The organism is Sorangium sp. So ce590, assembly GCF_051521365.1.
Lineage (GTDB): Bacteria > Myxococcota_A > Polyangia > Polyangiales > Polyangiaceae > Sorangium.
This window is the reverse complement of the sequence record NZ_CP150346.1, coordinates 10,672,670-10,693,803: the sequence shown is the minus strand read 5'-3', so window position 1 is coordinate 10,693,803 and position 21,134 is coordinate 10,672,670. Positions and strand designations below refer to the sequence as shown.

Here is a 21,134-nt window from a genome sequence, read left to right as displayed (position 1 = left end):
GAGCAGCCCGCGCTCCGCGAGCTCCTCCAGGAAGGCGAGCACGTCGCGCTCCACCTCGTCCGGCCGCGCGGCGGCGAAGGAGGCCGCCACCTCGGCGGCGATCGCGGCCACGGTGCGCGCGCCGTCGAGGCGCACGGCCACCGCCGCGGCCACCGGGTTCAGCGCGAGGCCGCGCTCCGGATAGAGCACGATCTCGCGGCCCGAGGAGCGGTCCCGCACGAGCCGCGCCTTGCTCGCGAGGATCAGCCGGTCGCCGGGCGCGAGGGGCATCTCGGCCTCACGCTTCGGGCTCGTAGGCCGCCGCGATGGCATCGAGCATCGCCCAGAGGATGTCGCATTTCGTGATGAGCGCAGCGACACACGCTTCCTGGGCGGCGCGCGTCGTCGCGCGCGCCGTGACGTAATCGATCGCCTCGGTCGAGTCGACGCGGGCGCGCGTCACCCGGTCGCGGAAGTAGTCGAGCGTGGCCCTGTCGACCCAGGGATAGTGTTGCTCCCAGGCGACGACGCGCCGGGACATGAGAGCCGGCGCGAGTAACTCCGTGAGCGACGAGGCCACCGCCTCGAGCAGGCTGCGCTCGCGCACAAGCGTCACGTAGGCGTCGCAGGCGAAGCGCACCGCGGGCAGCACCCGGGTCAGACGCGCGACCTCATCGCGGTCGAGCCCCACGCCCTCCGCGAGCCGCAGCCACAGCGCGAGCCCACCCTCGCCCTCGCGCGCGCCGTCGTGATCGACGATGCGGTGGATCCAGAGCCGCCGGAACGACGGGTCCTCGCTCTTCGAGAGGAGGAGCGCGTCCTTGATCGGGATCCGCGTCTGGTAATAGTAACGGTTGAGCACCCATCCCTGGATCTGGCGGCGCGAGAGCTCGCCGCGGTGCATCCGCTGGTGGAAGCTGTGGTTGTCGTGGTAGCGCCGGGCGCCCTCGTCGCGCAGCCGCGCAATGAACGCTTCCCGGGAGAGCGGCTCGTCGTTCATAGGTCGATCACAAGGCCGTCGGCGGCCACCTCCCAGCCCGCCTCCTCCACGGCGCGCCGCTCGGGCGAGCCCTCGACGAGGATCGGATTTGTGTTGTTGATATGGGTGTAGATCTTCCGTCGCGCGGCGACGCCCGCGAGCAGCCTCAGGCTCCCGCCGTCGCCGCCGATGGGCAGGTGCGCCATGTCCTCGGCCCGGGCCTGGCCGAGCCCGAGGCGCACGAGCTCGTCGCTCGACCAGAAGGTGCCGTCGAAGAAGCAGACGTCCACGCCGTCGAGGCGCGGCACGTAGCCGCCGGCGGCCCCCACGGCCGTCGCGATGGCGGCAACGCGCCCGCTCGCCGCGTCGCGGACCCAGAGGCCGATGTTGTCCTCCGGCGAGGGCGGGGCGAGGCCCTCGAGGTGCTTTGGCGCCTTGCCCGGCAGCGCGACCGGGACCACCGTCACCCCGGCCTTCGCGCCGTCCGGCCCGGTGAGCTCCGCGGGCTGCTCCAGCTCGAGGCGCCGCCACGTGGTCTGCCCGGGGAAGCGCTGGAGCGTGCGGAAGAGGGCGTTGCCCTCCGTGAGGCCCCGGTAGACGGCCTCGGTCGCGTAGATCACGAGCGGCGTGTTCTCGCGCAGGGAGAAGAGGCCCAGCGCATGATCGAGATCGCCGTTCGTGAGGATCACCCCCGCGATGGGCGAGGCCCTGCCCGCCCGCGGGTGCAGCGGCGAAAAGGCCTCGATCTGCCGGTGAACGTCGGGGGACGCGTTGACGAGAAACCAGCCGCCGTCGCCCACCCCGAGCGCGAGCGCGTCCTGGGTGCGAGGGCGGACGCGCGCGGAGCCGCGGCGCGCCTCCACGCAGTTCGCGCAGGCGCAGTTCCATTGCGGCAGGCCGCCGCCGGCGGACGAACCCAGGACGCAGAGGCGCATTCCAGTGCTCGCTGCGGAGCCCTTACTCCGCCTTGCCCTCGGCGCCTTGGCGCTCGGCCGGAGCCGGGCGCGTGAAATTGACCGGAACAGGGTCGAAGTCGCTCTGGTACGAGCCGATCTCCGCGTCCATCTTGATCTCGACGAACTCAGGCTTTTCGTAGCGCATCGGGGACCTCCTGTTTCCTCGGGTATGAACGACGTTGTTCGCTGACGCAAACGCAGGCTTCTGCTCGCCTGCTTCACAGCTCACTGCATGAGATTCCGCGCCAGGGAGCCTCACGTCAAGGCTGGGAGGGTCGAGCAGAGTTCATTTCATTTACGCATGAACGCGACTGGTGCACCGCGCCTTGGCCTCGGTTGCCTGGCCACGCCTCGCCCTTGAGCGATCCAGCGTCGAACGCGCCATGGAGCACGACGCCACGGAGCGCGCAGTTAATGCAATTTGGTTGCATCAACGGCGAGATCGAGGTAACGCTGTCGCATCCAGCAGGCCCGCCGATCCGCCGCCATCGCCGCGGACCGGGGCCTGCCGCCTGGCGGCCACAAGGAGGCACCTCGTGCGCGATACCATCAAGCTCGTCTCATCTGCGGGGACCGGTCACTGCTACTACACGACGAAGAACAAGCGGACGATGACGGAGAAGATGCAGATGAAGAAGTACGATCCCATCGCCCGCAAGCACGTGGCCTTCACGGAAGGGAAGATCTCGAAGGGAGGCGGCAAGTAAACACAGCCCCGGCGCTCGCGGTCGTGCCGTGAGAGCGGGCGCGCTGCGCCGTAGCGAGCCCGCCGCCGAGGGATGAGCCGGTCACCCAGCCTGGAGCGCCTCACGACACGAGGAGCTGCGCCGGCTCGGCCTCTCTCTCTTCCTCTCTCTCTTCCTCCTCTTCCTCCTCTTCCTCTCTCTCGTCCTGCCACGCCGGGAAAGGATCCTCGAATCGGCTCCAGCCGGAGGGCCCCGCGGCCATCTCTTCGGGGGTGAGCAAGCAGGCGTCGAGGCCGCGCGTGAGCGCCTCTCGGGTCATGTCGACGCCGATGAAGACGATCTCCTGCCGCCGGTCGCCCCAGACCGGGTGCCACACGGCACCCCTCTCGTCGTCCTCCGAGCGCAGCTCCTCGGGCAGGGCCGCGTACCAGCGGCCCGCCGCCTCGAACGAGGCGGCGCCGCCCGCCTGCGACCAGGCGCCCGTGATGTCCACGCGGGTTGCGAGCCAGAAGAACCCCTTCGAGCGGAGCACTCCATCCCAGGCGGCCGCGCCGTGGATGAACGTCCAGAGCCGCTCCGGGTGCATCGGGCGGTCAGCGCGGTAGACGAAGCTCTCGATGCCGTACGCCTCGGTCTCGGGCACGTGCTCGCCGCGCAGCTCCCGCATCCAGCCGGGCGAGCGCGCCGCTGCCTCGAAGTCGAAGCGCCCGGTGCCGAGGATCTCGCGAGGATCGATCCGGCCGCGGCAGGCCCTGACGATCCTGGCGCCGGGGTTCAGGTGCAGGAGCATCGCCGTGAGCCGCTCGACCTCGTCATCGCTCACGAGATCCGTCTTGTTGAGCACGAGCACGTTCGCGAACTCGACCTGCTCGACGAGCAGATCCGCGACCGTGCGCTCGTCGTCGTCGCCCAGCGCGGCCTCGCGCGCGCGCAGGTCGTCGGCGCTCGTCCAGTCCGCGAGGAACCGCTGCGCGTCGACGACGGTGACGAGCGTGTCGAGCCGGGCGACCTCCGAGAGGCGCTTGCCCGTCGCGGGATCGTCGAAGGTGAACGTCTCGGCGACCGGGAGCGGCTCCGAGATGCCCGTCGACTCGATCAGCAGGTAGTCGAAGCGCCCCTCCGCCGCCAGACGGGCCACCTCGACCAGGAGATCCTCCCGGAGCGTGCAGCAGATGCAGCCGTTCGACATCTCGACGAGCCGCTCCTCCACGCGGCGCAGCGCCGCGCCCCCGCCCCGGACGAGCGCGGCGTCGACATTGACCTCGCTCATGTCGTTGACGATCACGGCGACGCGCAGCGCGTCGCGGTTCGCGAGGACGTGGTTGAGCAGCGTGGTCTTGCCGGCGCCCAGGAAGCCGGACAGCACGGTCACAGGGAGCTTTCGCGTCACGTCGAGTCCTCTCTCTCCAGCATCGGCGCGCTCCAGCGCGGGCAGGGGCGCCTGCCCACGTGGGGCGTGGGGGTGATCGAGATGCCTCCGCGGTCGCGGCGCATCGGCCGGGCGCCGGGTTGGCGCGCGCTCGAATTAATGCACAATAATTGCATTTGCAACAAAATGTAGACTGGAGAGGGCGTGCGTGCCGGACGCCTGCGCCTCCTTGCGCGCTCGGGATCATCGCGGACGGGCGCGCGCCGAGACCGCCCCGACCACCGCGCTCGGGCTCGGGTCGCCCCGAACAACTCAGTCCGTCCGGCGCGGCGCACGGCCTTCGCCCGCCTCGCGTCCTCGTCGGGTGGAGCGCACCTCGGCAGGTGATATCCACCGAGGCGGCGGGGCGCGGCTGAGCCCGGAGGATCGAACTTCTCGTGACAAGCGAACCGGAAGGCGCGGCGCTGACGGGCCAGGTGTGGCGGCTCGCCTGGCCCGCGATCGCGCACATGCTGCTGCTGACGCTGGTCTTCCTCGTCGGGCGCGGCATGGTCGGGCGCTACTCCACGACAGCGCTCGCCTCGATGCAGATCTGCGGGACGCTCACGTGGACCATCGTCTCCGTCTTCAGCGCCACCTCCGCCGGCACGCTCGCCGTCGTCGCGCGCAGCGTGGGCGCCGGCGACCGCGCCGCCGCCGCCGCCGCCGCGCGCGCGTCGCTGGTCTTCGCGCTCGCGCTCGGGGCGGCGGTCGCGCTGCCGCTGCTCGTCGCCTGCGGCCCGCTGCTCCGCGCGCTCTTCCCGCACGCCGGCGCCGAGGTCGTCGAGCAGGCGATCGCCTACCTCGAGATCGTGCTGCCGGCCCTGCCGTTCGCGTTCGTCGAGGCCGCCGCGGCGTCGGCGCTGCAGGGCGTCGGCGACACGAGGACGCCGCTCTCCGTGGCCGCGATCGGCAACGTCGTCAACGTGGCGGTCAGCGCCGTCCTGATCTTCGGCCACCTCGGGCTGCCCGCGCTCGGCGTGCGCGGCGCGGCCGTCGGCGTGGCGTGCACCATGGCGACCGAGGCGCTGCTGCTCACCGCGGCGCTCGTGTCGCCCGCGAGCCCGCTGCCCCTGCGGTCAGCGCCGGCCGCCGACGCGCGGGCCGCCCGGCAGGCGAACGCCGCGGCGCTCGGGCGGGTCCTCCGGGTCGCGCTGCCGGCGTTCGCCGAGCGCTCCGTCTACCACGCCGGCTACACGGGGTTCGTCGCCATCATCGGGCTGCTCGGCGCCACCGCGATGGCCGCGAACCAGGCGCTCATCGCCGTCGAGTCGGTCTGCTTCCTCTCCGCCGAAGGGTTCGGCATCGCCGCCGGGGCGCTCATGGCGCAGCGCCTCGGCGCGCGCAGCCCCCGCGACGCGGCGCGGGTCGGGCTCGTCGCGGCCCTCATGGCCATCGTCGTCCTCTCCGCGTTCGGCGTCCTGTTCGTGCTCGCCCCGCGCCCGCTCCTGCTCGCGTTCTCCAGCGACCCCGAGCTCCTCGCCCTCGGAGAGCGCGCGCTCCCCGTGGCCGCCGTGGCGCAGCCGTTCATGGCGTTCGCCACCGTCATGGGGACGGGGCTCCGCGGCGCCGGCGACACCCGGACCGTGCTCGCCGTCACGCTGGTCTGCTCGTTGCTCGTCCGGGTCGGCGGGACGTGGCTGTTCGCGGTGACCCTCGGCCACGGGCTCGCCGGCGTCTGGATGGGCAGCACCGCCGACTGGATCTGCCGCAGCGCCCTCCTCGCCGTCGCCTTCGCGCGCGGCCGCTGGAAGGCCCTCGCCGTCTGACCCGCCGCCGCGCGCGCCGCCCCCGCGCCCGGCCGGCTCAGGCCTGCTTCCGCCTCGCCGGGCGCAGCACCCCGAGGAGGATCACGTCGACGACGCGCGCGAGCTGCGCCTCGTCGACGCCCGCGCGATCCTCGATCATCTTGTGCTTGAGGTAAGCCGCGAGGAGCTCGCACGGGAGCATCGGCTCGTCGCTCGGCGCGAGCTCGCCCCGCGCGACGGCGCTCTCGACGATCGCCCGTATTCCGCCCTCCTGGACGGCGCGCAACGAGCGGGCGATGGCCATGAGCTCCGAGTCGAGGCCCTCCGCGAGGAACACGTGAAAGAGGCTCTGCCCCACCGCTGACGTCTGGATCTCGACGATCGCGCGCCCGAGCGCGATGAGATCCCCGCGGATCGAGCCCGTGTTCGGGGGGATGATCTTCTCGTCCGTGATCGACAGGAGCGCGGCGCGTACGAGGTCCTCCTTCGTCGGCCAGCGCCGGTAGACGGTGGTCTTGTTCACCCCCGCGCGCGTCGCCACGTCCTCGATCCGGAGCGCGCGGTAGCCCGCGCTCGCGAGCTCCTCCAGCGCGGCCGCGAGGATGCCGCGCACGACCGGCTCGCCGCGCACGAGCGCGCGCCTCTTCGTGGAGACCCGCTTCGCCGTCCGTTTCGCCGTCGCCGCCTGCATCGACCCTTCATTCAAGTTCCGTCACGCGGCACACGCCAGCGCAATTTTCATGACGCGGCCCGCCATCGCCTCTCTTGGTTGCGATGATGGCAACTGGTTGTTGCGGTCGGTCCCGGCCGTGTTATACCCACCGCAACCATCGGTTGCGATAATCGGGGTGCCGCGCGGCCGCGCCGCGGGGCCGAGGTCCGGGCGACGGCGGAACGCGCGGACGGCGCGGCGCGCTGTCCGCGCGCGACGTCGTGCTCCGCCCGAGCGTGAGGCCGCCCCGTGACCGATCCCTCCGCGAGGAATCCTTGAACCACGCCACGACGAAACGCCGCGCCGAAAGCTTCCTTCTGCTCGCCGCGCTCGCCGCCTCCACGGCGGGCTGCGCGTCCAAGGCCAGCGCCGAGAGCGCGACCGAGGCGACCGCGCCGCCGCTCCGCGTCGAGACCGCGGCGGTGCGCGAGGAGCCCATGCCGCGCACCCTCGCGCTCACCGGCACGCTGCGCGGGGAGCGGCAGACCGACCTCGCCGCCAACGCGGCCGGCCGCGTGCTCGAGACCTTCGTCGAGCGCGGCGACGAGGTGAAGAAGGGCGACCTGCTCGCGCGCCTCGACGTCCGCGCCGCCGCGCTCACCGCCGCGGAGGCCCAGGCGAACGCCGCCCTGACCCGCGCGCAGGAGGAGACGGCGAAGCGCGAGTGCGAGCGCTACAGGGCGCTGGTCGAGAACGGCGCGATCTCCCGGGTCGAGCACGACAGGATCGCCGACCAGTGCCGGAGCGCCCCGCTCTCGGTCGCGGCCGCCGCCGCCCGCGCGCGCGCCGCCGCGCAGAGCGTCGGCGACGGCCAGATCCGCGCGCCGTTCGACGGGAGGGTCACCGAGCGCTTCGTCGACGTCGGCGAGTACGTCCGCCACGACTCCCGGGTCGTCGCGCTCGTCTCGAAGGGCGCGCTGCGCCTCTCGTTCACCGTGCCGGAGGCGAGCCTCGCCGCCGTCACGACCGGCGGCGCGCTGACCTTCACCGTGCCGGCGTACCCGGGGCGCTCGTTCCCGGGCACCGTGCGCTGGATCGGCGCCGCGGTCCGCGAGGCCACGCGCGATCTCGTCGCCGAGGCCGAGGTGCAGGACCCCGACGGCGCGCTGCGGCCGGGGATGTTCGCGTCGATCGCGCTCGCCACCGGCGAGGCGCCCGGCCCGGTGGTGCCGCGGTCCGCCATCGTCTCGAAGGAGGGGCGCGCGCACCTCTTCGCCGTCGTCGATCGCCGGATCGAGGAGCGCGTCGTGCAGATCGGCGTGGAGAAGGGCGACGTCGTGGCCGTCCTCCGCGGCGTCCGCGCGGGCGACGCCATCGTGATGAAGCCGTCCGAGGAGCTCCAGAACGGCCAAGCCGTGGAGTGAGGTCGTCATGCAGTGGCTCGCCCGTGTCTGCGTCAAGAGGCCGGTCTTCGCGTCGGTCCTCATGCTGGTCATCGTGGTCCTCGGCGCCGCCGGCTACACCCGGCTCGGCCTCGACCAGTTCCCGAACATCGACGTCCCGTACGTCGTCGTCACGACGCGCCTCGACGGCGCGGCGCCCGAGGAGGTGGAGACCGAGATCTCCGACCGGATCGAGGGCGCCGTGAACACCATCAGCGGCATCGAGGACCTCCGCTCGACGTCGACCCAGGGCGTGAGCCAGGTCGTCGTCGGCTTCGAGCTGGAGAAGGACGCCGACGTCGCGGCCCAGGAGGTGCGCGACAAGATCAACGCCGTCCTGCCCAGCCTGCCCAGGGGCGTCGATCCGCCGATCGTGAGCCGGATCGACCTCGGCGCGGCCCCGGTCCTGCTCGTCTCCGTCGAGTCGGACCGGCCGATCCGCGAGCTCAGCGAGATCGCCGACAAGCAGGTGCGCCGGCAGATCGAGGGCATCTCCGGCGTCGGTCAGGTCAACCTGATCGGCGCGCAGAACCGGCAGATCAACGTCTGGCTCGACCCGATCGCCCTGCGGGCGCAGGGGATCACGGCGGCCGAGGTGCAGCGCGCGATCGCGGCGCAGAACCTGATGACGCCGGGCGGCAGCGTCGAGACCGGCCCCGAGGACCTCACGCTCCGCGTGATGGGGCGCGTCGACTCGCCCGAGGCCCTCGGCCGCATCGTCCTCCGAGAGCAGGACGGGCATGCCGTGCGCCTCGCGGACGTCGCCCGCGTCGAGGACGGCCGCGCCGAGGAGAAGACGTGGGCCCAGCTCGACCGGCGGCGCACCGTCCTCCTGTCCATCGTCAAGCAGTCAGGCCAGAACACCGTCACCGTCGTCGACACCGTGAGGGAGCGCCTCGCCGAGGTGCAGCGCTCGCTGCCCGAGGGGACGAAGATCGAGGTCGTGCGCGACGGCTCGCGCGTGATCCGCACGGGCATCGCCGCCGTGAAGGAGCACCTCGTGCTCGGCGCCCTCCTCGCCGCGGTGGTGGTGCTCCTCTTCCTCGGCAACGCCCGCAGCACCCTGATCGCGGCGCTCGCGATCCCGATCTCGGTCGTCGGGACGTTCGCGGTCATGTGGATCGCCGGCTTCACGCTCAACTTCCTCACGCTCCTCGCGCTCGCGCTCGCCGTCGGCATCGTGATCGACGACGCCATCGTCGTGCTCGAGAACATCGTCCGCTACATCGACGAGAAGGGCATGAAGCCGTTCCCGGCCGCCGTCCTGGCGACGAAGGAGATCGGCCTCGCGGTGCTCGCGACCACCCTCTCGCTCATGGCGGTCTTCATCCCGGTCGCGTTCATGCCCGGCATGGTGGGGCGCTTCCTCAAGAGCTTCGGCCTCACGATGGCGTTCGCCATCGGGGTCTCGCTGATCGTCAGCTTCTCCCTCACGCCCTCGCTCGCCGCGCGGTGGCTGTCGGGGCACAAGCGAAAGGACGCGCACGCGAAGCCCCCGATCCTGGAGCGCGCGGTCGACGTCTTCTACCGGCCGATCGAGCGCGCCTACATGGCCGCGCTCGCGTGGGTGATGGCGCGCCGCTGGGTGATCGTCGTCGCGTCCGTGGCGGTGCTCGGCTCGTGCGGCCCCATCGCCAAGACGCTGCCGGCCGGCTTCCTCCCGGAGGACGATCAGGCGCAATTCGAGATCAACCTGCGCGCGCCGGAGGGGACGAGCCTCACCTCGACCCGCCTCATCGCCGAGCGGATCGCCGACGACGTCCGCCGGCTCCCGGGCGTCACGAGCACGCTCATGACCGTCGGGGAGGGGGAGCAGCAGGCCGGAAACGTCGCCAAGATCTACGTGATGCTCGTGGACCCGGAGCAGCGCGCGCTCGGGCAGCTCGAGATCATGCAGAGGGCGCGCGGCGAGATCCTCGCGAAGCTGCCGCCCGAGCTGCGCGCCACGGCCGGCGAGGTGCAGGCGATCTCGTCCGGCGGCCAGTCGTCGGCGCGGATCCAGGTGGCGCTCCAGGGGCCGGATCTCGACCGCCTGGGCGAGTACGCGACGCGCATCACAGACGAGCTGCGCAAGGTCCCCGGCGCCGTGGACGTCGACAACAGCCTCGTCGTCGGCAAGCCCGAGCTCCGCGCGATCATCGATCGCGACCGCGCCGCGGATCTCGGCGTCCAGGTGGCCGACGTGGCCGGCGCGCTCCAGCTCTTCGTCGGCGGGCTCAAGGTCTCGACGTACTCGGAGGCCGGCGAGCAGTACGAGGTCCGCATGCGCGCCGACGCGAAGCACCGCGAAGGCGCCGAGAGCCTGTCGTTCCTCACGGTGCCCTCGTCCAAGCACGGCGCCGTCCCGCTCCACGGCGTGGTCGCGATGGAGCCCGACAGCGGGCCCTCGTCGATCGGCCGCCTCGGCCGGCGCCGGCAGATCACGATCAGCGCGAACGCCGCGCCCGGCGTCGGCGACACGGCGGTGCAGGCGGCGCTCGACAGGATCATCGCCGAGCAGAAGATGCCGGCGGGCTACTCCACGCAGCCGGTGGGGAGCTCCAAGAACACGGCGAGCACGGCGACGAGCTTCGTCGTCGTCATCGGCCTCGCGTTCGTGTTCATGTACCTGATCCTCGCGGCGCAGTTCGAGTCGTGGCTCCACCCGATCACAATCCTGCTCTCGCTGCCGCTCACGGTCCCGTTCGCGCTGATCTCGCTCAAGCTCTTCGACCAGTCGCTGAACCTCTTCTCGGGGCTCGGCCTCCTCGTCCTCTTCGGCGTGGTGAAGAAGAACGCGATCCTCCAGATCGACCACACGAACCACCTGCGGGCCGAGGGGATGCCGCGGCTCCAGGCGATCCTGCAGGCGAACAAGGACCGGCTCCGGCCGATCCTCATGACGACGATCGCCTTCGTCGCCGGCATGATCCCGCTCGTGCTGTCGCACGGCGTCGGCTCGGGCCAGAACCGGACGACCGGGGCCATCGTTCTCGGCGGGCAGTCGCTCTCCCTGGTCCTCACGCTGCTCGCGGTGCCGGTGGCCTACTCGCTCTTCGACGACGCGGCCGAGTGGCTGCGCCGCCGGTGGGGCAGGGGAGCGGAGGACAGGGGCGAGGCCGAGCTGGATGCGCTGCTCGGCAGGCCGGAGGCCGGCGCGGCGGCGGGCGGCGAGTGAGCGTCGCGCCGGCGCCACCGGGCAGCGCCGGGTGATGCTCGGCTGCCAGGGGCGGCCAGCGCCGCTCCACGCGGCCGGCCGCTACCGGGGGCGCCGCTGGGTCTCGGACCGGGCGAGCCGCGCGTCGAGCGAGAGCCCGCCCGCACCGACGAGCAGCAGGAACAGCGCCCCGAGCAGCATCGCCCAGTCGGTGCGCGACTCGTGTGCCATGGCCCAGAATCCGCGCTTCAGGAGGATAGGAACCTTCGTCGTCGTGATCGCGACCAGCATGGTGACGATCAGCGGCACGGCCGCGAGGCGCGTCGCGAGGCCGAGGAGGACGAGCGATCCGCAGGCGATCTCGACGGCACCGACGAAGGGGCCGAGGACCTCCGGCGCGGGGAGGCCGATCTTGGCGAAGCGGCCGGCGCCGATCTCGGCCGGGAAGAGGAACTTCTGGATCCCTTCGGACAGAAAGACGCTGCCCACGGCGAGGCGGATCAAGACCGCCGACGCAGGGGCGCTCGTCTCGGTGATCCGGCGAAGCAGACTGCGGGGGGGCGCGGCGCTCATGCCGGCATCGTACCCCGGGCGCCGGGGGCTCGGGTCATCCCGAGCGCTCGGGCCACGAGCCCCGGCGCAGCCGCCCGGGCGGTGCGCTCCGGCGCGCTCGCTGTAATGCGCGGGGCGGCCGTGCGTCTGCCGGTCGACAGCGAGGTGATCATGTCGACCGCATCCGTCTCCGTTCCCGCCCCCCAGGACACCGAGGACGCCGCCGCCCGCCGCGTCGACCTGCCCGTCGAGGGGATGACCTGCGCCGCCTGCGTCCGCCGCGTCGAGCGCGCCCTGCTCGCGACAGACGGCGTCCGCGACGCGAAGGTCAACCTTGTGACCGCTACGGCCACAATCACGTTCGATCCCGCCGCCGCGCCTGCGGAGGCGCTCGTCGCCGCCATCGAGCGCGCCGGCTACGGCGTCCCGGAGCGCCCCGCCGAGCCGGCCGGCGCCGCCGTCGCGCTGGCCGGCCGGGCGGGCGCCGCCGAGGAGAGCCTCGACCGCGAGCGACGCGCTCTCTGGCGGGACTTCCTTGTCGCGCTCGCCCTGTCGGCCCCGCTGCTCGTCCTCGGCATGTCGCACGGCCGCATCCCGGGCGCGGAAAGCGCGGGCGGCCGCCTCCTCCAGCTCGCCCTCGCGACCGCGGTGGTCTTCGGCCCGGGACGCAGGTTCTTCCGGCTCGCCTGGGCCGCGCTCCGGCACCGGGCGGCCGACATGAACACGCTCGTGGCCCTCGGGACCGGCGCCGCGTGGGTCTACTCGGCGATCGCGGTCGTCGCGCCGCAGCTCTTCCCCCACGCCGGGCACGGCGCACAGCCGCACGTCTACTTCGAGGCCGCCGGGGCCATCATCACCTTCGTCCTGCTCGGCAAGCTCCTCGAGACGCGCGCCCGCAGGCGGCTCACCGACGCCGTGCGCGGGCTCGTCGCGCTCCAGCCGAGGACGGCGCGGCGCCTGCGCGGCGACCTGGAGGAGGAGATCCCGGCCGCCGAGCTCGCGCCCGGCGATCTCGTCCGCGTCCGCCCGGGAGAGCGTATGCCGAGCGACGGCGAGGTCGTCGCCGGCGCCTCCGCGGTCGACGAGTCGATGCTCACCGGCGAGGGCCTCCCCGTCGACAAGGGCGCGGGCGCGCCCGTGGTCGGCGGCACGCTCAACCAGAGCGGGCAGCTCACCGTGCGGATCACGAGGACCGGCGCCGGGACCGCGCTCGCCCGCATCGTCGAGGCGGTCGAGCAGGCGCAGGGCTCGAAGGCGCCGATCGCGCGCCTCGCCGACACGGTGAGCGGCGTCTTCGTCCCGGTGGTCCTCGGCATCGCCGCCGTCGCGTTCGTCGCCTGGCTGATCGTGGATCCGAGCGCGGCGGGGCTCGCCGCGGCGGTCGAGCGGTTCGTCGCCGTCCTCGTGATCGCCTGTCCGTGCGCCCTCGGCCTCGCGACGCCCGCGGCCGTGGCCGTGGGCACAGGCCGCGGCGCCGAGCTCGGCGTGCTCGTGAAGGGCGGCACGGCGCTCGAGGCCGCGAGCCGCGTCGATACCGTCCTCGTGGACAAGACGGGCACGCTCACCGCGGGGCGGCCGCAGCTCGCGGCGGTGAAGGCGCTGGCGGGCATCCCGGAGGACGAGCTCCTGCGCCTTGTCGGGTCGGCGGAGCTCGGCAGCGAGCACCCGGTCGCCAGGGCGCTTGTCGAGGGCGCGCGCGCCCGCGGTCTCCCGCTCTCCGCGCCCGAGGGCTTCCGCGCCGACGCCGGCCGCGGCGTGGTCGCCCGCGTCGACGGGCGCGAGGTGCGCATCGGCACCGCCCGATACCTCGCCGAGCTCGGGATCGACGCCGCGCCGCTCGAGGAGCTCGCCCAGGGCCTCGCCGCGCACGGGAACACCCCGTCGTTCGTCGCCGTCGAGGGCCGGCTCGCCGGTCTCGTCGCGGTCGCCGACCTGCCGATCCCCGAGGCCGCGGAGGCCGTGGCCGCGCTGCGCCGGCTCGGCGTGCGCGTCGCCATGGTGACCGGCGACCGCGAGGCCACGGCGCGCGCGGTGGCGCGGCAGCTCGGGATCGACGAGGTGTTCGCCGAGGTCCGCCCCGAGGACAAGGCGCGCATCGTGCGCGAGGAGCGGGAGCGCGGGCGCATTGTCGCGATGGTCGGCGACGGCATCAACGATGCGCCCGCCCTCGCCGGCGCCCACGTGGGGATCGCTGTCGCGAGCGGCACCGACATCGCGGTCGCGGCGGCCGACGTGGCGCTGCTCCGCGGCGGCATCGCCGCCCTGCCGACCGCGCTCGGGCTCTCGCGCGCGACGCTGCGGACCATCCGCCGGAACCTCTTCTGGGCGTTCATCTACAACGTGGTCGGCATCCCGATCGCCGCCGGCGCGCTCTACCCGCTGACCGGCTGGCTCCTGTCGCCGGTCCTCGCGAGCGCGGCCATGAGCCTGTCGAGCGTCTCGGTGCTCCTCAGCTCCCTCCGGCTGCGGCGGTTCGGGCAGGCGGGCTGAACGCCGCTCGCCGAGGGCAAGTGTGACCGATCGGGTCACAAGCGCCCTGACGTCGATCGAACGGTGGGTCGATCGGTCGAGCGCTTACAGGATGGGATCGATGCGGTAAACGCGGCTCGACAGCAGATCGGTGAAGTAGATCTTGCCGTCCGGCCCGAAGGTGAACCCGGCGAGCGACCCGGCCGGCAGCCCTGTATCCAGGGTGCGGACCAGCTGCCCTGTCAGGTCGAAGGCATAGAACCGGCTCGTGGCATGATCGGTGGCGAAGACGAGGCCCTCGTGGACCTCGATCCCGCTCGGCACCTCGAGCGTCCCCGGGGGGACGAGCTCGACCAGCGTGGCCCCATCGACGTGCCTGCGCGCCTCGACCGGCTCCTGCCCGTCGAAGTCCGCTCCGCGCGTGCCGCTCGCCGTATCCAGCTTCAGCAGCCGCCGGTGGCCGGTGTCGGCGACGTAGAGGTGCCGGTCCTCGGCGTTGTAGAAGATGTGGCTCGGCGCCTCGTCGATCCCGAGCACCTCGCCGGCGGCATAGCGGTAGATCTCGCCGTCGGCGTGGTCGTCGTGCCCGGGGCCGTGATCGCGGGCGAAGTTGTACCGGTCGAGCGCGAGGTCGTGGCCGTTGAAGACCCAGTAGACGTTGAACGCCTCGTGCGCGATGCCCTTGCAGAAGGGGCTGGAGTGGAGCATGTCGAGGTGCGAGCCGAGGCCGTCGGGCGTCGCTTCCGCGAAGATCGTGAGGTCCGACGAGAAGAGCGACGGACCCATGAAGTCATTGCCGCCGTTGTCGTTGTCGCCGCAGACCCCGAACGTGCCTGCGTGGCCGAAGGCGATCGCCGGCGGGCGGTCCATGAAGTGCGTTGCGGCGGGGTCACGGAGGCGGATCGACGTGCTGTCCGGCGCGCCGGGCCTCGTGATGATGATCACGCTGTCGTCCTTGCGGTTGACGACCCAGAGCTCTTCGGGCCGCTCAGGGTTGAAGTCGAGATCGGTCGGCTCACGCTGCCTGTCCGGCTCGTGGACGGGCACGAGCGCGACCGAGGACGGACTGCCGTCCTTCACGCCGATCGGGGATCCAGGCGGGAGGGCGACGCACTCGCCGCGCACCTGGTCGCACAGGGGCGTTTCGGGCGCAGGGGCGCAATCCGGCGAGGCCTGACAGACTAGCGCGGACGTCGGCGCGACGTCCGGGTCTGCCCCGGAGCAGGCCGACACAAGTCCCACGCTGGACAGGACGAGCACCCTCTGAAGCATCACGTCTACCTCCAAGTTCCTGGTGAGGCGGACATTGTGACCCGGCCGGTCACGCCGGCCATCCCTTTGTGACGCGGCTGCCGGGGTGCTCGCGTCGCGTCGCGGTGGCGGGGTGGCGCGGAAGGCGCGGTGGCGGCGGGCGCGGTGGCGGGGTGGTGGGTGGCGGAAGGCGGGCCTCGAGGATAGCCTGGTGCGCCATGAGGGAGCCCGAGCGAACCCCGGAAGGCGCCGAGCCTGCGGGCTCGGCAGAGGTCGTCGCGACCCTTGTCGAGAGCCATCGGGAGTTCCTGCGTTTCCTGGAGCGCAAGGTCGGCGACCGGGCGGTCGCCGAGGACATCCTGCAGGACGCGTTCGTGCGGGGCATCGGCCGCATTGACAGCCTGCGCAATGACGAGTCCGCCACGGCGTGGTTCTATCGGACCCTTCGGAACGCCGTGGTGGACTATTTCCGGCGAAAGGGGGCGTCGGAGCGGGCGATGGCCGCGCTGGCCGCCGAGCTCGACGAGGTGGCCGAGCCCCAGGTGGAGCACCGCACCGTGTGCCAGTGCGTCCGGACGCTGGCCACCACGCTGAAGCCCGAGTACGCCGCCGCGCTCCAGCGCGTGGAGGTCGACGGGCTGTCGGTCCAGGCCTTCGCCGAGGAGGCGTCGATCACCGCGAACAACGCGGCGGTGCGCCTCTTCCGCGCCCGCGAGGCCCTCCGCAAGCAGGTGGCCGCGTCGTGCGGGACCTGCGCCGAGCACGGCTGCCTCGACTGCTCGTGCGGCCCGGTACCGCCGGCACCGGCGAAGGGCGAGCCGGCGCCGAGGCCCGGCTGCGGGCACGGGGCGGGGGGGCGCGGTCCGGCCGGGTGACGCGGCGGATCAGCGCGGCGCGGGCGAGGTCAACGGGTTCTCACGACGGGCTCTCACCGGCGAGGTCTTTCTCATGATCGAGGTGCTGGCGCCGCGGCCGTTCGACGGCGCGACGACTCCGAGGCTCTTTCTCGCCGGATCCATCGATAACGGCCAGGCCGAGCCGTGGCAGGCGGGCGTCGTGCAGGAGCTCGCCGACCTCGACGTGATGATCCTCAACCCGCGGCGGGAGCGGTGGGAGCCGGACTGGGCGCAGAGCCTCGATAACCCGAGCTTCGTCGAGCAGGTCGCGTGGGAGCTTCGCGGGCTCGAGGAGGCGGACGTCATCCTGATGTACCTCGCGCCGGGCTCGAAGGCGCCGATCAGCCTGCTGGAGCTCGGCCTGTTCGGTCGCACCGGGAAGATGCATGTCGTCTGCCCGGAGGCGTTCTGGCGCAAAGGCAACGTGGATGTGGTGTGCGAGCGGTATGCGATACCGCGCTACGCGAGCTTGCCAGAGGGGCTGCGCGCGGTGCGCGGCGCGCTCCTGCAGAGGAGCGGCGGTTAGCGCGACGGAGCGCTTCGCGGGATCAGCTCCTCGCTTGGCCCCGAGAGCCCTCTCGTGGAGCCCCGTGCCCTGTGACGTCGGGGTACACGCAGGTCACAAGGCGTGACGACCTCACCGGTCTGCTCGGAATTTAGAACTGGGAGGTGGCTGCTCGGGCCCCTGTGGAACCGTCCACAAGAGCCAGAGAGGCTGCTTGAAATCCAGTATGACTGCAAATGACCGAGAGACTACCGATGCCCTCAGTGACCCACGAAGCCCTGGTGGAGCTGTTCAAGAACCGGCCGACGCTGGCCGCCGAGATGCTGCAAGACGCGCTCGGCCAGCCGGTACCGGCCTTCACGGAGGCGCGCGTCGAGTCCTCCGACCTGACGGAGGTGATGCCCTCGGACCGGAGGGCGGACGTCATCGTCGTGCTGCTGGTCGGCGAGCAGCAGCGGCCCGCGATGGCGATTGTCGTCGAGGTCCAGCTCGGCGTGGATCCGGACAAACCGTATGTCTGGCCGGTGTATGTCACGCAGACGAGGGCCCGGCACCGTTGCCCGACCCGGCTGCTCGTCGTGACGATCGACGCGGTGATGGCGCGGTGGTGCTCGCGGCCGATCGACACGGGGCACCCCGACTGGACGTTGAAACCGCTGGTGCTCGGGCCAGCGGGCGTTCCGGTCGTCACGGACGCCGAGCAGGCGAAGGCAGCGCCCGAGGTGTCCGTGCTTTCGGCGATGGCGCACGGGCAGGGTGATGCGGCGGAGGCGATCGGCGTGGCGTTCCTGGCGGCCGCAGCGGGGCTGGATGAGGAGCGCCGGGCCTTGTACGGGGACCTGGTGCTATCCTCGCTGAACGCAGCGGCGAGGCGGATGTTGGAGGCGATGATGAAGAGCGGATACGAGTTTCAGAGTGAATTCGCGCGTAGCTACGTGGCGAAGGGTAGGGAGGAAGGGATGCGCGAGGGTACCCTGAAGACCAAGGCACACGATGTGCTCACCTTCCTCGAGGCCCGCGGCCTGGAGGTCCCCGCCGAGGTGCGGGAGCGCGTCCTCGCGAGCACCGACATCGCCGAGCTGGACCGCTGGGTACGCCGCGCCGCCGTCGTCAGCGACGCCCGGGAGCTCCTCGCCACGACCGGCTCCTGAGCGCGCGACCGCGTGGTGACGAGAGCCTCAAGGCCCCTCGCACACAAGCCGAGCTCCCACATCAGCCGAATCGATCCACGAGGAAATCGAGCTCGGCGAGCTCCTGGAACCCCACGCGGCGCAGGATCGAGCGCGACATCGGGCCGGCTCTCGTCACGATCCTCGGCGTTTCACGGCGGATCGCGCGGACTCTGCTCTTGTTTGAACACGCCCCTCCTTTCGCGCATCCCTGTCGCTCCAAGGCACAGAATGCGCCGCAAGCCCGGTTCAGCCGTGCGCCACCGTGTGCCATGAGGCACGAGGCCTCGCGCTCGGCTCGAAGCCAATTCGAAGCCCCGCAAGCCCAGGCCCCGTGCGCTCCGCTGCTCCCCTCGCTGGCTCGGTCGTTGCAGCGGGAGCAGGTATGCGAACGAGAACCTGTCTGTGCGCGATGGCGCCTTTGCTCGCGACAACGCTCGGCGCCTGCGGCTCGGTCGAGATCGACCGGGACCCGGGCAACACGGGCGGCTCCGGCGGCTCCGGCGGCTCGGGCGGAGCCGAGCCGTTCCCCGACACCTGCAGCGCGCCCGAGCTCTCCGCTGTATGCGATACCGACGCGCAGCGCTGCGGCAATGGCGTGAAGGATACGTGCGAGGTTTGCTCGAGCTCCGACGGCAGCCCGGTCCAGTGCAGCGACGTGACCGAGGCGTGCGACGGCGACGTCAGCGAGACGTGCAGCTCACTGGGATACGCGGGAGGCCGCCTCGCATGCAGCGACGTCTGCTCGATCGATGTCCGTGACTGCGACTCTTGCCTCGGGGCACCCCACCAGCTCGCGTGCGCGCGGCCGCGCATCGACGGGTACAACGTCGGCGATATCGCGATCGCGAGCGACGAACAAGGCCTCGCCGCGGCATGGCTGAGCTTCGACGACACCATCCACTTCGCCCGCTTCTCGACAGGCCTCGATCTGGAGCGCCGGTGGGATTGCGTGGACGCCCCCTCGGCGCTGCGCGTGGCGCTCGCGCCGAGCCCCGGAGGCTTCGTCATGGCGATCGGCGGCGGGGGCGACGGCCCCGCGCTGCGCCTCCTCCGCCTCGATCGGGACGGAAACGAGCTTTCGTCGCGCACCATCGCGAACGCCACGTACCCGGTGCTCGCGGCGAGGCCCGGCGCAGCGCCGCTGCTCGTCTATGCGAGCACCGATGTCGCGGCGGCGCCGGCGAAGATCGTCGCCGAGCTGCTCGACGAGGCAGGCGAGGCAACATGGCAATCGACCGTCGCCGACGCGGCCTACGGCGAGATGACCGCAGCAGCCTTCGCGGATCCGGGGTTTGTCGTGTCCGCCGGGGCGCTCGCCAGCGACGGCGGCCAGGGCGCGCCGACGACCGTCCTCGTGCCGATCGACGCGTCGGGCACGGTCGGCGCGGCGCGCGAGATCGCCGGCATCCGTGACGTGGCGCTCGCGCCCGCCGGGGCCGACCGGGTGGGCGGCGTGTGGCACGACGGCGAGCGCTTCGAGGTCGGCTGGCTCGACGGACAGGCGGCGCCGGCCGGCACCCCCGTGCCGATCGCGACGCGCGACGCGGCGAAGGCCACGCAGGAGCACGCGATCGCCGTGTCGAACGGCCGCGCCATCGTGGCGCTCGTCGAGGACGGCGCGACGCAGGTGAGCCTCTTCCACGTGGACGCCGATGGGTCGCTCGCCGTCCCTCGGTACGCCTTCGCGCGAGAGCCGACCGGGCTGTCCTGGCTCGAGATCGCGCCGGCGGGCGACGGCGCCGCGCTCGTGTGGACGACCTTCTCCGAGCCGGCGAGCAGCCGGTTCGTCCTCGGCCGCGCGCAGCGCTGAGACGCGCGGCCCGACACCCGCGGCCGACGCGCGGCCCGACGCCCGCGGCCCCGGCCCCTCCGCCCCAGGAGAAGGCCCCGGGCAGCTACTGGCAGGACGCCGCGAGCGCCTGACCGAAGAGCCTCGCCACCTCGTCGATCTGAGCCGCCGTGATGATGAGCGGCGGGAGGAACCGCACAACGCTCCCGTGGCGGCCGCCGAGCTCCACGATGAGCCCGCGCCGCAGGCACTCGCGCTGCACCCGCGCGGCGAGATCGGGGTGGGCAGGGCGCGCCCCGAGCGCGTCGGGCATGGCCGCCGCGTCGACGAGCTCCACGCCGATCATCAGGCCGCGCCCGCGCACCTCGCCGATGCACGCGAGCTCCTTGCCGAGCGCGGCAAGCTGCAGCTGGAGCCGCGCGCCGAGCTCCGCGGCCGCCGCGTCGAGGCGCTCGGCGCGCAAGACCGAGATCGTGGCCGAGCCCGCCGCCATCGCGAGCTGGTTGCCGCGAAACGTGCCCGCGTGGGCGCCCGGTCGCCAGGTGTCGAGGCGCTCGTGATACACCACCACCGACATCGGCAGCCCGCCACCAAGCGCCTTGGAGAGGACCAGCACGTCCGGCTCGATGCCGGCGTGCTCGAACGCGAACATGCGCCCGGTGCGGCCGAACCCCGACTGCACCTCGTCGAGGATCAAGGGGATGTCATGGCGCGTCGCCAGCCCCCGCAGCCCCTTCAACCAGGCCGGCGGCGCCGGGATCATGCCCCCCTCGCCCTGGATCGCTTCAAGAATGATGGCCGCAGGCCTGGGCACGCCGCTCTCCGGATCGGACAGCAGGTTGTCGATGTACGCGAGCGAGGCCGCGATGCCAGCACTGCCGCCGAGCCCGAACGGGCAGCGGTACTCGTACGGATACGGCAGGAACTGCACGCCTTGCAGGCTGGAGCCGAGCGCGACCTTGGGCCCGAGATTGCCCATCAGGGTGAGCGCGCCGTGCGTCATGCCGTGGTACGCGCCCTGAAATGCGAGCACCGTCCCGCGCCCGGTGGCCGTCTTGACCAGCTTCAGCGCGGCTTCCACGGCGTCAGCCCCGGTGGGGCCGCAGAACTGGATCCGCGCATGGCGGGCGACGCTGGCCGGCAGCACGCCGAGCACGTCTTGCATGAAGCGGTCCTTGACCGGCGTGGTGAAATCGAGCGCGTGCAGCGGCAGACCGGAGCGCAGCGTGCTCTCCAGGACCTCGATCACCGCCGGGTGGTTGTGCCCGAGCGCCAGGGTGCCAGCCCCGGCCAGACAATCGATGAACACGCGCCCGAGCACGTCCTCCACGTACACGCCCTGCGCGCGCGAGAGCGCCAGCGGCAAGCGCCGCGGGTACGTGCGGGCGTTCGACTCCCGCTGCCGCTGCCGCTCGAGCAGCGGGTGATCGTCGAAATCGTACAGGGCGCGCCGCCGGTGGCGCTCGGCCAGCTCGGCGGCGAGGCTCGCCATGTGCGTCGGTCTGGACGACAGC

Annotated in this window: 17 protein-coding genes and 1 pseudogene; 9 read left to right on the top strand and 9 right to left on the bottom strand. The window is 72.4% G+C overall.

Translation table 11 applies throughout. The features are described from left to right. Positions 1-9: 9 nt before the first annotated feature. The 4 genes and pseudogenes from pqqD to WMF28_RS40580 form a co-directional block, all read right to left on the bottom strand. Positions 10-270 (bottom strand): annotated as a pseudogene (gene pqqD / locus WMF28_RS40595) (pyrroloquinoline quinone biosynthesis peptide chaperone PqqD); the annotation flags it as partial. A 7-nt stretch (positions 271-277) separates the two neighbouring features. After that, positions 278-979, bottom strand: coding sequence for a pyrroloquinoline-quinone synthase PqqC (gene pqqC / locus WMF28_RS40590; protein WP_437599082.1), 702 nt, complete (start codon positions 977-979; stop codon positions 278-280). Further along, positions 976-1,893 carry a pyrroloquinoline quinone biosynthesis protein PqqB gene (pqqB, locus tag WMF28_RS40585; protein ID WP_437599081.1) on the bottom strand — a complete coding sequence of 306 codons (918 nt, stop codon included), beginning with the start codon at positions 1,891-1,893 and terminating at the stop codon, positions 976-978. The genes pqqC and pqqB overlap by 4 nt, the downstream gene beginning before the upstream one ends. A gap of 22 nt (positions 1,894-1,915) precedes the next feature. Beyond that, positions 1,916-2,059, bottom strand: a complete 144-nt coding sequence (locus WMF28_RS40580) for a hypothetical protein (protein WP_437599080.1) — start codon at positions 2,057-2,059, stop codon at positions 1,916-1,918. A 391-nt stretch (positions 2,060-2,450) separates the two neighbouring features. On the opposite strand from WMF28_RS40580, the gene rpmG reads away from it, so the two are divergent. Next, positions 2,451-2,621, top strand: a complete 171-nt coding sequence (gene rpmG, locus WMF28_RS40575; RefSeq protein WP_437576648.1) for a 50S ribosomal protein L33 — start codon at positions 2,451-2,453, stop codon at positions 2,619-2,621. Positions 2,622-2,721: 100 nt separating this feature from the next. On the opposite strand, the gene zigA is transcribed toward rpmG, so the two are convergent. Continuing rightward, positions 2,722-3,990 (bottom strand): zinc metallochaperone GTPase ZigA, encoded by a 1,269-nt coding sequence (gene zigA, locus WMF28_RS40570; RefSeq protein ID WP_437599079.1) that lies wholly within the window; start codon positions 3,988-3,990, stop codon positions 2,722-2,724. Positions 3,991-4,406: 416 nt separating this feature from the next. Between zigA and WMF28_RS40565 the strand changes: the two genes are divergently transcribed. Continuing rightward, the gene (locus WMF28_RS40565) at positions 4,407-5,777 is read left to right on the top strand and encodes an MATE family efflux transporter (protein WP_437599078.1); all 1,371 of its coding nucleotides are present in this window, start codon (positions 4,407-4,409) and stop codon (positions 5,775-5,777) included. 37 nt (positions 5,778-5,814) lie between these two features. On the opposite strand, the gene WMF28_RS40560 is transcribed toward WMF28_RS40565, so the two are convergent. Further along, a complete protein-coding gene (locus tag WMF28_RS40560) occupies positions 5,815-6,447 on the bottom strand; it encodes a TetR/AcrR family transcriptional regulator (RefSeq protein ID WP_437599077.1) in 633 nt (210 codons plus the stop codon). 296 nt (positions 6,448-6,743) lie between these two features. Between WMF28_RS40560 and WMF28_RS40555 the strand changes: the two genes are divergently transcribed. Together WMF28_RS40555 and WMF28_RS40550 are read left to right on the top strand one after the other, a co-directional pair. Further along, entirely contained in the window at positions 6,744-7,832 is a 1,089-nt protein-coding gene (locus WMF28_RS40555; RefSeq protein ID WP_437599076.1) for an efflux RND transporter periplasmic adaptor subunit, read from the top strand. Positions 7,833-7,839: 7 nt separating this feature from the next. Continuing rightward, positions 7,840-11,007: an efflux RND transporter permease subunit gene (locus tag WMF28_RS40550; RefSeq protein WP_437599074.1), complete on the top strand. Its 3,168-nt coding sequence runs from the start codon at positions 7,840-7,842 to the stop codon at positions 11,005-11,007. Positions 11,008-11,088: 81 nt separating this feature from the next. Here WMF28_RS40550 and WMF28_RS40545 read toward each other — a convergent pair whose 3' ends face one another. After that, positions 11,089-11,559, bottom strand: coding sequence for a DoxX family protein (locus WMF28_RS40545; RefSeq protein ID WP_437599072.1), 471 nt, complete (start codon positions 11,557-11,559; stop codon positions 11,089-11,091). A 150-nt stretch (positions 11,560-11,709) separates the two neighbouring features. Between WMF28_RS40545 and WMF28_RS40540 the strand changes: the two genes are divergently transcribed. After that, on the top strand, positions 11,710-14,028 hold the full coding sequence (locus tag WMF28_RS40540) for a heavy metal translocating P-type ATPase (RefSeq protein ID WP_437599071.1): 2,319 nt from the start codon (positions 11,710-11,712) through the stop codon (positions 14,026-14,028). A gap of 84 nt (positions 14,029-14,112) precedes the next feature. On the opposite strand, the gene WMF28_RS40535 is transcribed toward WMF28_RS40540, so the two are convergent. Next, positions 14,113-15,279 (bottom strand): hypothetical protein, encoded by a 1,167-nt coding sequence (locus WMF28_RS40535; RefSeq protein ID WP_437604362.1) that lies wholly within the window; start codon positions 15,277-15,279, stop codon positions 14,113-14,115. 197 nt (positions 15,280-15,476) lie between these two features. Here WMF28_RS40535 and WMF28_RS40530 point away from each other — a divergent pair, with 197 nt between their 5' ends. From WMF28_RS40530 to WMF28_RS40515, 4 genes are all read left to right on the top strand, one after another. Further along, on the top strand, positions 15,477-16,133 hold the full coding sequence (locus tag WMF28_RS40530) for an RNA polymerase sigma factor (protein WP_437599070.1): 657 nt from the start codon (positions 15,477-15,479) through the stop codon (positions 16,131-16,133). Positions 16,134-16,206: 73 nt separating this feature from the next. Then, positions 16,207-16,680, top strand: a complete 474-nt coding sequence (locus WMF28_RS40525) for a nucleoside 2-deoxyribosyltransferase domain-containing protein (protein WP_437599069.1) — start codon at positions 16,207-16,209, stop codon at positions 16,678-16,680. A gap of 233 nt (positions 16,681-16,913) precedes the next feature. Further along, the gene (locus tag WMF28_RS40520; protein WP_437599068.1) at positions 16,914-17,810 is read left to right on the top strand and encodes a hypothetical protein; all 897 of its coding nucleotides are present in this window, start codon (positions 16,914-16,916) and stop codon (positions 17,808-17,810) included. Between the two features lie 403 nt (positions 17,811-18,213). After that, on the top strand, positions 18,214-19,641 hold the full coding sequence (locus WMF28_RS40515) for a hypothetical protein (protein WP_437599067.1): 1,428 nt from the start codon (positions 18,214-18,216) through the stop codon (positions 19,639-19,641). An 85-nt stretch (positions 19,642-19,726) separates the two neighbouring features. Here WMF28_RS40515 and WMF28_RS40510 read toward each other — a convergent pair whose 3' ends face one another. Further along, positions 19,727-21,112, bottom strand: coding sequence for a diaminobutyrate--2-oxoglutarate transaminase (locus WMF28_RS40510; protein WP_437604361.1), 1,386 nt, complete (start codon positions 21,110-21,112; stop codon positions 19,727-19,729). Positions 21,113-21,134 lie beyond the last annotated feature (22 nt).